Consider the following 11880-nt stretch of genomic DNA (forward strand, 5'->3'; position numbering starts at 1 on the left):
GCTCAGCTACACCGCGATCCGCTCGACCACGTCGCGCACCAGGCCAGTCAGCAGCTCGAGCTTGTAGCCGGTCATCGGCAGCGGTCTTGCGCCCGATACCGCCAGCTCGGCGGCTTGCGCAGCACTGGCCGCATTGGCCGGCTTCCCCTGTAGCGCCGCCTCACTTGCCACAAGACGCAGCGGCACCGGGGCGACGCCGCCCGCCGTAATGTGAACCTGCTGAAACATGCCGCCAGAAATCACGGCCCGCACGCAGATTTCGGCCAGCGGCCATTCCGCATACGAGCGGCTGATGGCGCGCTTGTACAGCGCGCGCTCGCCGGCCTGCGGGGCAGGGAGCTCGATCCGCTCGATCCGTTCGCCTGACGCAAGCAGATTGTCGGCCGTGCCGTTGCTGCCGTCGCCGAGCAGGTCGGAGATCGACAATCCGCTGCGCCGGTCGGTGGTGACCTTGGCATCATAGGCGAGCAGCGCCATTGCCATGGTCGACGGATGCGGCGCCACGCAGGGGCCGAGGTCGAACGCAACGTGATAGAGATGGTTGCCCGATCGCGCCGGACAGTCGGAGCCGCCCTTCTTGAGGCAGGCGATCTGCGGATTGCGGAAGTACCAGCAGCGCGAGCGCTGTGCGAGATTGCCGCCGAGCGTCGCCATGTGCCGGATCTGCGGCGTGGCGAGCCCCTGCGCAGCGGCGGTGATGCCCGGATAGGCCTGCGCGAGCCGCGCGTCGGATGCGATCGCAGCGATTGCGGTCAGGGCGCCGATGCGCGCCGCGCCGTCCGTGCCCCAGGTGATCCCGATCGTATCGGGACTTGTGGTGAGATCGATGATCGACCCGCATGACAGGCCGCTGCGGCGGCGCTCCGACAGGTCGGTGCCGGCGGCGCGGAATTCGGGCGCGGTGATGACCTCTGCGGTTGCGACGCTCATGCGGCGGTCCTCCCTTTCAGCGCGGCGACGATGCGGTCGGGCCGGATTGGAATTTCAGTAAGGCGGACGCCGATCGCGTCGTAGATCGCGTTGGCGACGGCGGCCGAGGTCGGCACCGTCGATGCCTCGCCGATGCCGACGCTGTTGCCGAGCACATGGTCGAAGCCGGCTTCATCGAAATGCACATTGATTTCGGGCGTGTCGGCAATCCCCGGGATGCGATAATCCTCCATCCCGGCGGTCAGCACGTCGCCGCTGTTCGGATCGAGCTCGCGTGCTTCGTAGAGCGCATAGCCGAGGCCCTGGATCACCGCGCCGCAGGCCTGGCTCCGCGCCAGCGCGGGCGAAGCGATCTTGCCGACTGCAATCCCGGTATGCACGTTGAGCACGCGGACATGGCCGAGCCAGGTGTCGACCTCCACCTCGATCACCTGCACCGAACTCGGCACGCCGGCGCCGACCGCAATGTTCGAGAAGCGGCGCATCATCCAGCCGAACACCATGCCCATCAGGCCGACTTCGCGCAGCGGCGAACGAATACCGGGCGCGGTGTTCTTGCCGTCTTCGCCGCGCGCCTCCGTCACCGCGATGTCGGGCGAGCGCGCGATCAGCTCGCGCCAGGGCGCGTTCGAGCCGGGCGCGGGTTTTCGCGTGGCCTGTTCGAGGATCGCGGCCTTCAGTTTCCGCACCGCCTGCAGCGTCGGCGGCATCACCGAAGCCGTGACGCGGCTGCCGCCCGAGCCTGGCCCTTCGGGCAGCGAGGAATCGCCGATCCGCACATCGATGTCAGACGGTTCGAGATCGAACTCGCGCGCGATGGTGTCCGCCAGCACGCTGCGGGTGCCGGTGCCGATGTCCTGCGTCGCGGTGCTGGCGACGATGCGGCCGCCTTTGACCGCGACCTCGACCTTCACGTTGGGCTGCCAGAGATAGAGCCAGTAACCGGTCGCGACCCCGATGCCTCGGCGATAGCGCCCGTTTTGCTGCGGTTTGCGATTGCGCCAGATATCGAGCCCTGATGCCCAATCGTAAAGCCGCTGGCGGTTGGGATCGGGATCCCAGCGCTTGCGCAGGGCGATCGGATCGACCTTGAGCCGCAGCGCGGCCTCGTCGATCGATTGCTCGACCGCGAACGCCATCGGCGGACCGCCGGGGCCGCGGAAGGCGGCGCCGGGCGGCAGATTGCTGATGACGTCGAAATCCGAAAGGTCCTTCGCCTCGGCCGGATAGATCAGCCGCGCCAGGCCCGCGATGGTCGAGTTGGTGGCGGCCCCCGTATCGGCATGCGCGGTGACGGAGAGTGCCTTCAGGCCGCCCTGGTCGGAAGCGAGCAGCGCGACCTTCAGCTCCGCAGCCGGCCGATAGCCGGCGACCGAGAGCTCCTCCTGCCGATCGTAAGCGACGCGCACCGGCGCTTTCGCCTCGCGCGCCAGCTCAATGGCTGCGATCGTCTCGGTGCCGAGGCTGGCCTTCGATCCGAAGCCGCCGCCGACGTGGTCGGCGATCACGCGGACCTTGTCGTGATCGATCTTGTAGCGTTTCGCGATCTGCTCCTTCAGGTGGAACACCTGCTGGGTCGAGGCGTGCAGGGTCAGCCGGTCGCCGTCGAAGCGCGCCACCGCGGCGTGTGGCTCGAGGCATGCATGCTGTTGCGTGGCGGTTCGGAAGGTCGCTTCGACCAGCAGCTTGTTGCTCGCCTGCCGCGCTTCATCGACCCAGCTGCGGGCCTTCTTGGCGCGGGTCGAGAACACCGCGGTCGGCCCGCGGATGTTCTGCTTCCAGGGCGCCGGTCCGCCGGCCGCCTCCGAGACGTTGCCGGCGCGCTTGCGGCTCGCTTTGTCGAACACCACGGGCGCGCCGTCCTTGCGTCCGGCGTCGAGCCCGACCACCGCGGGCAGCTTCTCGCTGCTTACCTTGATCGCGGCCAGCGCAGCCAGCGCGGACTTGCGATCGCGGGCTGCGACCGCCGCAATCGGCTCGCCGACATAGCGCACGATCCGGTCGTCGCCGAGCAGCGACACCGCGGCGACGCCGGGCAGGGCGCGGGCCGGCGCGAGATCGAGCACGGTGATGCGTGCATGCGCGTCGCGCGAGCGCAGGATCAGGCCTTCGAGCTGGCCATCATGGTTGATGTCGACGGTGTATTTCGCCGCGCCCGTCACCTTGTCGCGCGCCTCGATGCGAGGGGCTGCGACATTGTCGCCGTCGAAACGGCCGGCGCAGGCGTCCGCCACCGCGCGGAAAATTCCGTCATAGGCGCCGCAGCGGCAGAGATGGCCCGACAGTGCCGCGCCGATCTCCTCGCGTGAAGGCACCGCCGTCCCCTTGGTCGCGCGCCATTGGTCGCAGAACGCGGTCGCTTCCACGATGAAGCCCGGCGTGCAGAAGCCGCATTGCAGGGCGTCATGCGCCATGAACGCCTTCTGTACCGGATGCAGCTGTGCTGCGCCGATGCCTTCCACCGTCGTCACGGCCTTGCCGGCGGCGGCTTGCGCCGGCATCAGGCAGCTTGCGACCGGCGCGCGTCGACCAGCACGGTGCAGGCGCCGCAGACGCCGGCGCCGCACACGAGCTTGGTGCCGGTGAGCTTGAGCTGGTCGCGCACGATGTCGATCAGGAGCGCATCGGGATCGTCGGGCAAGGATTCGACGCGGCCGTTGATGGTCGTCGTGGTCATGGCTGTCCTCCAGCTGTCCTGCGTGTCGGCTTTCTCGGGGGCGCTGCCTTCTTGACGGGCGGCTTCTCGGATTTCGGTAGTGCGCCGGCGCAGAGGGTCCGCACCATGATCGCCATGTCCTTCAGGAACGCATCGGCCGGCTGCATCGCCGGATACTGCGACTTCGCTGCGTACATCGACATTTCGACCAGCCGCGCGAATTCGACCGGCGAGAGGCCCTGCGGCAGCGCAAGCTGCTGCTTGCGCACGATCCGCGCGATGGTCGCGACCATGCGCTCCGCGTAGCGCGCGGCATAGGTCTGGTAGAGGTCGCGGGCGTGCACGAGGTGTTCGGAATACAATTCTTCGAGGTGCGGCGAGCCGTCCAGCGAGGCGATCATGGTCGACATCCGCGCGGTCATCCCCGCGGCAAGAATGTCGCCGAGATTACCGCCCGCGGTTTCCGCCTCGGCAACGGCCGTCTCCTCGGCCGAGATCGCGGATTCATGGACGCGCTCGATCACGGCGCGAAACAGCGCTTCCTTGGACTCGAAATGGTGATAGAGCGCCTGCCGCGTCAGGCCGGCCGCCTCGGCGACCTGCTCGATCGAGGAGCGGCGAAAGCCGTGCCGGCGGAAAACCAGCATGGTGGCATCGAGAATGCGGGTTTTCGGTCCCATTTGACGATTTTGACAAATATAGAAAAACTGTCAAATCGCGATTTGGTGAGGCGGTCGCCGCGCCGCCCGCGCATGTGTGAGCCGCGTCACGGATGGCCGCCCGCAGGCTGCGTAAAGCTTCGTCATGCAGTGGCGAGCCTGCTCGCCCGGAGCTTGCGAGGATACGCACATGACTCAGGTCTATTTCCATTGCTCGAACACACGCGGGGTGTTGATGGATCGCCGTGGCACCTCGGTCGCCAGCCTCTCCGAGGCCTGCGAGGCGGCGACCCGCATGATGCGCTCGCTGGTCGCAACGGTCAGTCTTGAGGACTGGCGCGACTGGGCCGTGCATGTCAGCGACGAGGACGGCGAGGAGATCGTGATCCTGCCCTTCGCATTCGTGCTCGGCAAAGCGCACTGAGGGCGAACCATGCCGTCATTGCAGCCGTCATTGTCATCTCTTCGCCGCGGCATGAATGCGATCGCGACCGGCTGGCGGAGTTTCATCGCGCGAGTTCGCGATCCCTACCGGCCCGAGCTTCACTATATGCGCGGGCCGGGCCCCAAATGGCAGGCGAAGCATCCCGTTCAGGCCGCACGAGCTGGTTGACGCAGACCCGATCGCGGCGATTCCATTTAGAACGGCCCTAAGAATTCTGCTGACAGCCGAGGCGCATCGTCGCAGTTCCCGCAAGCGCTCGTTGCGTGATCGCAACACGCGCAACGATAGGTCCAAGACTGGACGAGTTCTAAGCGCTGTGCGGCTGCGCGCATCTTTCATCGTGTTAGTGACGACAACAATGGAGACTCCTGAATTAGGTAGCGAAGTTGACTGCGACGACCAAATCCCTGCGGCGATGGGGCGCCGTCCATAAATGGACCAGCCTGATCTGCACATTGTTCATGCTGCTGTTGTGCATCACCGGCCTGCCGCTGATCTTCCACGACGAGATCGATGATCTCCTGCACAACCAGGTCAAGCCGGCCGAGGCGCCGGCAGGAACGCCTCCGGCCAATCTCGACCATCTGCTCGCCAACGCGCTCGCGCAGGCGCCGGGCAAGGTGCCGCACTTCCTGATCTGGGATCGTGACGAACCCGGCGCGATGTGGGTCAGCGTCGGTCCGACGATCGATGCAGATCCGACCAACAACCTGCTGATCCGGATGGATACGCACGCCGGCGCCTATCTCGATTCCCCCGATGTGACCGGCCGCTTCACCTACATCATGCTGAAGCTGCACACCGACATGTTCGCGGGGCTGCCCGGCAAGCTGTTTCTCGGCTTGATGGGGATCCTGTTCTGCGTCGCGATCATTTCCGGCATCGTGGTCTATGCGCCGTCGATGCGGAAGCTGCGCTTCGGCGCCTATCGCGCGCAGCGGACCCGCGTCGTGCGCTGGCTCGACGTCCACAATCTCGCAGGCATCCTGTTGGTCGCCTGGACACTCGTTGTCGGCTTCACCGGCGTCATCAACACCTGGGCCGATCTCGTGCTCAAGATGTGGCAATTCGGCCAGCTCGCCGAGATGACCGCGCAGTACAAGGACCGGCCGGTGCCCTCGAAGCTGACCTCGCTGAACGGCGCCGTCGAGGTGGCGAGGCACGCGGTGCCCGGCATGACGCCGAGCTTCGTCGCCTTCCCGGGAACGCTATTCAGCAGCAAGAGCCACTATGCGGTATTCCTGCACGGCGATACGCCGCTGACGTCGCGTCTGCTGAAGCCCGCACTGATCGATGCGGAAACCGGCACGCTGACCGACAGCCGCGACATGCCCTGGTATGTGTCGACGCTGTATGTCTCGCAGCCGCTGCATTTCGGCGATTACGGCGGCATGCCGCTCAAGATCGTCTGGGCGCTGCTCGATATCCTCACCATCTTCATCCTGGTGACCGGCGTGTATTTGTGGATGCGCCGCCGCAGGGCGGGCGAGAGCCAGGAGCGCGCCATCGCCAACGCCGCCTCGATCGACAACCCCGCACTCGCGTCGTGACATCGGCATGGTCGTACATCGTTCACTGACCCAGATATTCGCCGCTCCGCTCGTCATTGCGATCGTGAGCACGGTGGGATTGATCAGCGCACTGGTCGGCGACGGCTGGTGGGATGCCGTCTCCTGGGTGGCCCTCGGCCTGCCTGTGCTGCTCTATCTCGTGTTCATCTGGCGGCGCCGGCCGAATTGACGCTCCCTCTCCCCGCACGCGGGGCGAGGTGAAGCGGAGTCCGTTCGCTCGCCTAGATCAGCGCTTCCGCGCGCAACGTCGTCTCGATCTCGCCGAGGATGCGCGCCAGCCGCTCGGCCCACGCCGTCTCGCCGGCCTGGTCGGAGATCAGGTCCTGGCGGATCTCGATGCCCGAATTCATCAGGCCGCGTTTCTCGCCATGCACGGGGATCGTGTAGTCGGTCTCGTCGCTGACCGCATAAGGCTCGTTGTCGCCGACCACGAGATCGCCTTCGCTGCGCAGATGCTTCAGCAGCCGCGGCGGCAGCATCGTGTCGCGGTGGTAGAGTGTGCCGATGTGCCAGGGGCGGGCGATGCCGGCATAGACCGGTGTGAAGCTGTGCAGCGACACCAGCACCGTCGGCATGCCTTGCCGCGCACGTTCGTTGATGACCTCCTCGATGCGCTGATGATAGGGATCGAAGATCTGCGCGCGCCGCATCTCGGCGGCTTCGCGCGACAGGCCTTCATTGCCCGGCACCGTGGTGGCTTCGCTGATCAGCGGCACCGAGCTTGCGACATGCGGCGGACGGTTGCAGTCGATCACGAGCCGCGAGTAGCGCTGCGCGATCAGATGCGCGCCGAGCAGGTCGGAGAGCTGGGTTGCGACGCCGGCGATACCGATGTCGCAGGCGATGTGCCGCTCGAGCTCGGTTTCGGGCAGGCCGAGGTCGCCGAGCGGCGAGGGAATCAGCCGGCCGTAGTGGTCGCAGGTGAATAGGAACGGCGAGCCGCCGGCAGGGTTACGTTCAAGAACCGGTGAAACATCGGTGCTTGCGAGCAGAAACAATGGACCGCCGCCGTAATTCAAGGGCCTTTTTCCTCAACTTTGCCTATTCAAGCGGCATGCTGGTTTGGAATCGAGCAGCTTTCTCTATAGATTATACGGTCCGAAATCACGATGATTGTTTGAAGATGCCGCTCCTGACCATCCATCACAAGACCGTTTATCGCTACGCGCGCCCGGTGGCGTTCGGCGAACACCGCATCATGCTGCGTCCCCGCGACGGCCACGATCTGCGCGTGCTCGACAGCGCGCTTGTGATCGATCCGCAGCCGATGTCGCTGCGCTGGATCCACGACGTGTTCGGCAACAGCGTGGCGATCGCCGCCTTCGACGAGCGCGCCGACACGCTGTCCTTTGTCTCGACCGCGACGGTGGAGCACAATGCGGCCGATACGTTCGCGTTGACGCCGGACGATCCTGCCTACTTCTATCCGTTTCTCTACGACGATGAGGAATTCCCCGACCTGCAGCAGTTCATCACGCCGCAATATGGCGACCCGAACGGCGAGCTGTCGGCCTGGGCGCGGAGCTTCCTCGATGTCGAGGCGCCGACGCTGACTTTCAAGATCCTCAGCGAAATGACCCATGGCATTCGCGAGGCGTTCAGCTATCGCAAGCGTTATGAGCAGGGCACCCAGCATCCGCTCGATACGCTGCGCACGAAGTCCGGCACCTGCCGCGACTATGCGCTGTTCATGATCGAGGCGCTGCGCCGGCTCGGCATCGCCGCGCGCTTCGTCTCCGGCTATCTCGCGATGCCCGCCGGCAGCGCGCATGGCTATGTCGGCGGCGGCTCGACCCACGCCTGGGTGCAGGTCTATCTGCCGAGCGCGGGCTGGATCGAGTTCGATCCGACCAACGGCATCGTCGGCACCCGCGATCTGATCCGCGTCGCGGTGGCGCGCGATCCGCGCCAGGCGATCCCGCTGCATGGCGTCTATCTCGGCGCCGCGGATGCTTATCTCGCGATGGACGTCGACATCAAGGTCGTCTCGGTCGGCGAGAGCGTGGTAGAGCGGGAGACGGCCTGACGATGCAGATCAGGGTCGGCTTCGAGATCACCTACACGGCGGCGCAGCCGACCCCGATGGTGATCATGCTGTCGATCCATCCCTCGCGCTACGCCGACGTCGTCGGCACCGAGCGCATTTTGACCGAGCCGGATGTCCCGATCGGCCTCTATCGCGACGGCTTTGGCAATGTCTGCGGGCGTCTGGTCGCCCCTGGCGGCGGCGTCACCTTCCGCGGCAACGCACTGGTGCGCGATTCCGGATTGCCCGACCTCGTCAATCCGGCGGCGCAGCAGCTGCCGGTCGAGCAGTTACCCGATGACATGCTGCTCTATCTGATGCCGAGCCGCTATTGCGAGACCGACAAGCTGACCGACATCGCCTGGTCGCTGTTCGGCAACTCACAGCCCGGCTGGGCGCGGGTGCAGGCGATCACCGATTTCGTGCACCACCATGTGACCTTCGGCTACCAGCATGCCCATCACATGAAGTCGGCGCACGACGTCTATGAAAGCCGCACCGGCGTCTGCCGCGACTTCGCGCATCTGGCGCTCACCTTTTGCCGCTGCATGGGCATTCCGGCGCGCTACTGCACCGGCTATCTCGGCGACATCGGCGTGCCGCCAGATCCCGCGCCGATGGACTTTTCCGGCTGGTTCGAGGTCTATCTGTCGGGCCAGTGGTATACCTTCGACGCCCGCCACAACACGCCGCGGATCGGCCGCATCCTGATGGCGACCGGCCGCGACGCTGCCGACGTCGCGCTCACCACGAGTTTCGGCCGCATGACGCTGGCGAAGTTCGTGGTGGTGACCGACGAGGTGGTGGCGGCTTGATTCTTCTCGTACCTTCCGTCATTCAGGGCAGGCACCATTGCGGCGCCTTCCGTCGTCGTTCCTGCCTAGTGCGCAATTGCGCACGGGAGCAGGGGCCCATACGCCGCGGCTCCCGTTGTAGACAGAACCCGTCGTTCCGGCGTCGCGCAACGATTTGGATTGGTGGTTATGGGTCCCTGCTTTCGCAGGGACGACAGCGAGCGTGACGTTCTGCCGGAATGACAAGTGAGCCCATGACCTCCGATCTCCTCTTCGTCTACGGCACGCTGATGCGCGGCTTCGACCATCCGATGGCGAAGCTGCTCACGGGCAATGCCGAATTCCTCGGGTCGGCGCAGTGCCGCGGCCGGCTCTACCTCGTGAAGCACTATCCGGGCCTGGTCGTGTCCGACGATCCCGCCGACATCGTGCATGGTGAATTGTTCCGCTTGCGCGAGCGGGAGGCCATGCTGCGTGAATTCGACATGTACGAAGCCTGCGGCGAGGGCTTTCCGCCGCCGACCGAATATCTCCGCGAGATGCTGCACGTTACGCGCGCCGACGGCATCGTGAGCGAGGCGTGGACCTATCTCTACAACTGGCCGGTCGCCGAGCTGCCGCGGATCGCGTCAGGAAAGTTTCTGGAGCATTGACTGCTTCAGACTTCGCGCTCGACCCGGATGTCGACCTCGCGCTCGACATAGCTCCACTCCTCGGTCGCGCGCAGCATGCCGACCAGCTCGTCGAACAGGGCGACATGCTCGGGGGCGAATTCGAACCAGGTCAGGAAGTCGAAGGGCATGCCGAGGTCGCGGGCATGAAACAGCTGGCGGGCGATGGCGGGGAGGAATTTCAGGGTGCCGGCGATGTGGTGCGACTTGTCCTCGAAGATCTTGCGGCGCTCCTCCTGCGTCAGCTCCCACCACGCCGCGGATTTCCTGATCGGGATCAGCGCCGCATGCGTTGCCTCGCTGCGGCCGAGCCCGGCCTGCACGGCCGCGAGCTTCTCGCGCTCCTCCTTCTCGGTGTACCGCAGATGGCTGGCAACGCCGGCGAGCCGCCAGGAGGTCTGCGCCGGCAGCAGCGGCAGCGCGATCGACTCGCTCGCAACGATCGACAGCGCGGCAACCTTCGGCAGCGTCTCGCCCTTCACCCGCGTGATGGACGTGACCTGCCAGCCGCCGCTTTGTCCGCCTCTGAATGTCGTGAACATGGCCTATCCAATCCCGGAAGCCGCAAGGGGGCAAGCTTGCCGTGCAGGCTCTCCACCGTGGATTCGGGGGTAGCCCGCTCGACGGAGCCGTGACAGACAGGGCCTGTGAATAGCCCGGAAAAGCCCCACATTGTTCGGCATGCCCGGTCGTGCCGCTATATGGCTAACCGGTTGTCCGCGATTCGTCGCCCGAGCCCAGAATCACCCTGATGCGTTTCACGCCCGAATTCCTTGATGAACTACGCGCCCGGCTTCCGGTCTCGGAAGTCGTGGGCAGGCGCGTCAAGCTCAAGAAGGCCGGGCGAGAGTGGAAGGGTCTGTCACCGTTCCAGCAGGAGAAGACGCCGTCGTTCTTCGTCAACGACCAGAAGCAGGCCTGGTTTGACTTCTCCTCCGGGCTGAACGGCAACATCTTCGACTTCCTGATGAAGACCGAGGGCGTGACGTTCCCCGAGGCGGTGGAACGCCTCGCGGCGATGGCGGGTGTGTCGCTGCCGGCCGTGACGCCCGATGCGGCACGGCACGAGCAGCATCGCCGCACCCTGCACGACGTGATGGAACTGGCGACAAAGTTCTTCGCCGAGACGCTGGCCTCACGCAACGGCGCCAAGGCGCGCGGCTATCTCGCCGACCGCAGCATCTCGCCGGCGACCCAGCTCCAGTTCCGGATGGGCTACGCGCCGCCCGATCGCTTCGCACTGAAGGAGCATCTGGGCGCGTCAGGAATCTCCACCGAGGACATGGTAGAGGCGGGGCTTCTGGTGTCCGGCGAGGACAAGCCGGTGCCGTTCGATCGCTTCCGCGACCGCGTCATGTTCCCGATCACGGATGCCCGCGGCCGCGTCATCGCGTTCGGCGGCCGTGCGCTGGAGAAGGACGTTCCGGCGAAGTATCTGAACTCGCCGGAAACCCCGCTGTTTCACAAGGGCGACAATCTCTACAATCTGTTCACCGCGCGACAGGCCGCGCATGACGGCGCACAACTGATCGTCGTCGAGGGCTATGTCGACGTCATCGCGATGGTCACCTCGGGCTTTCCCGGCGCCGTCGCGCCGCTCGGCACCGCGCTGACCGAGAACCAGCTGGCGATGCTCTGGAAGATGGTGGACGAGCCGATCCTCTGCTTCGACGGCGACCGCGCCGGCCAGAAGGCCGCCTATCGCGCCGCCGACATTGCCTTGCCCCAGCTCAAGCCGGGAAAGAGCTTGCGCATAGCCCTGCTGCCGGAAGGGCAGGACCCTGACGATCTCGCGCGCTCCGGCGGCCGCGGCGCGATCGAGGATGTGATCGGCGCCGCGAGGCCGCTCGCCGAAATGATCTGGTCGCGCGAGATCGAGGGCGGCAATTTCGACACGCCCGAGCGCCGCGCAGCACTGGAGGCGCGGATCGGCGAGCTCACGGGCGGCATCCGCGACGAGGTGGTGCGCCGCTATTACCGGCAGGATTTGCAGGAGCGGCTGCAACGCAACTTTGCCCCGGAGGGGGGACGCGGCGGTTATGGCCGCGGCGGCTACGGCAACAGGGGCAATTTCGGCGGCGGACGCGGCGGCGAATCACCCCGCCAGTTTGCCCCCCGCGGGCCGGCC

The 11880-nt window shown here is 66.0% G+C and carries 13 protein-coding genes; 7 read left to right on the top strand and 6 right to left on the bottom strand.

Annotated elements, in window-relative coordinates; genetic code table 11:
* Positions 1-6: 6 nt before the first annotated feature.
* Genes H8A95_RS20350 through H8A95_RS20365 form a run of 4 tightly spaced genes read right to left on the bottom strand, consistent with a single transcriptional unit; the run spans position 7 to position 4266 of the window.
* Positions 7-930 (bottom strand): FAD binding domain-containing protein, encoded by a 924-nt coding sequence (locus H8A95_RS20350; RefSeq protein ID WP_229184698.1) that lies wholly within the window; start codon positions 928-930, stop codon positions 7-9.
* A complete protein-coding gene (locus H8A95_RS20355) occupies positions 927-3431 on the bottom strand; it encodes a molybdopterin-dependent oxidoreductase (RefSeq protein WP_229184699.1) in 2505 nt (834 codons plus the stop codon). The genes H8A95_RS20350 and H8A95_RS20355 overlap by 4 nt, the downstream gene beginning before the upstream one ends.
* The gene (locus H8A95_RS20360; protein ID WP_229184700.1) at positions 3431-3607 is read right to left on the bottom strand and encodes a 2Fe-2S iron-sulfur cluster-binding protein; all 177 of its coding nucleotides are present in this window, start codon (positions 3605-3607) and stop codon (positions 3431-3433) included. The genes H8A95_RS20355 and H8A95_RS20360 overlap by 1 nt, the downstream gene beginning before the upstream one ends.
* The gene (locus H8A95_RS20365) at positions 3604-4266 is read right to left on the bottom strand and encodes a TetR/AcrR family transcriptional regulator (RefSeq protein WP_229184701.1); all 663 of its coding nucleotides are present in this window, start codon (positions 4264-4266) and stop codon (positions 3604-3606) included. Before H8A95_RS20365 ends, H8A95_RS20360 begins: the two co-directional genes overlap by 4 nt.
* Positions 4267-4435: 169 nt before the next feature.
* On the opposite strand from H8A95_RS20365, the gene H8A95_RS20370 reads away from it, so the two are divergent.
* The 3 genes from H8A95_RS20370 to H8A95_RS20385 all read left to right on the top strand — a co-directional run bounded on the left by H8A95_RS20370 (position 4436) and on the right by H8A95_RS20385 (position 6430).
* On the top strand, positions 4436-4669 hold the full coding sequence (locus H8A95_RS20370) for a DUF6894 family protein (protein ID WP_229184702.1): 234 nt from the start codon (positions 4436-4438) through the stop codon (positions 4667-4669).
* Positions 4670-5076: 407 nt separating this feature from the next.
* The gene (locus tag H8A95_RS20380; RefSeq protein ID WP_274617439.1) at positions 5077-6240 is read left to right on the top strand and encodes a PepSY-associated TM helix domain-containing protein; all 1164 of its coding nucleotides are present in this window, start codon (positions 5077-5079) and stop codon (positions 6238-6240) included.
* Positions 6241-6247: 7 nt separating this feature from the next.
* Positions 6248-6430, top strand: coding sequence for a hypothetical protein (locus tag H8A95_RS20385; RefSeq protein ID WP_229184704.1), 183 nt, complete (start codon positions 6248-6250; stop codon positions 6428-6430).
* Positions 6431-6482: 52 nt separating this feature from the next.
* Here the strand turns inward: H8A95_RS20385 and H8A95_RS20390 are convergent, their stop codons facing one another.
* Positions 6483-7280, bottom strand: coding sequence for an N-formylglutamate amidohydrolase (locus H8A95_RS20390; protein WP_229184705.1), 798 nt, complete (start codon positions 7278-7280; stop codon positions 6483-6485).
* A gap of 104 nt (positions 7281-7384) precedes the next feature.
* Between H8A95_RS20390 and H8A95_RS20395 the strand changes: the two genes are divergently transcribed.
* The 3 genes from H8A95_RS20395 (at position 7385) to H8A95_RS20405 (ending at position 9734) form a co-directional block, all read left to right on the top strand.
* The gene (locus H8A95_RS20395) at positions 7385-8287 is read left to right on the top strand and encodes a transglutaminase family protein (RefSeq protein WP_229184713.1); all 903 of its coding nucleotides are present in this window, start codon (positions 7385-7387) and stop codon (positions 8285-8287) included.
* A gap of 2 nt (positions 8288-8289) precedes the next feature.
* Positions 8290-9102, top strand: a complete 813-nt coding sequence (locus H8A95_RS20400; protein ID WP_229184706.1) for a transglutaminase-like domain-containing protein — start codon at positions 8290-8292, stop codon at positions 9100-9102.
* Between the two features lie 233 nt (positions 9103-9335).
* Entirely contained in the window at positions 9336-9734 is a 399-nt protein-coding gene (locus H8A95_RS20405; protein WP_229184707.1) for a gamma-glutamylcyclotransferase family protein, read from the top strand.
* Positions 9735-9739: 5 nt separating this feature from the next.
* Here the strand turns inward: H8A95_RS20405 and H8A95_RS20410 are convergent, their stop codons facing one another.
* A complete protein-coding gene (locus H8A95_RS20410) occupies positions 9740-10294 on the bottom strand; it encodes a chlorite dismutase family protein (protein ID WP_229184708.1) in 555 nt (184 codons plus the stop codon).
* A gap of 209 nt (positions 10295-10503) precedes the next feature.
* Between H8A95_RS20410 and dnaG the strand changes: the two genes are divergently transcribed.
* Positions 10504-11880 (top strand): DNA primase (gene dnaG / locus H8A95_RS20415; protein ID WP_229184709.1); only part of this gene is annotated, 1377 nt, incomplete at its 3' end.

Origin of the sequence: Bradyrhizobium oropedii (genome assembly GCF_020889685.1) — a bacterium.
Classification (GTDB): Bacteria; Pseudomonadota; Alphaproteobacteria; order Rhizobiales; family Xanthobacteraceae; genus Bradyrhizobium; species Bradyrhizobium oropedii.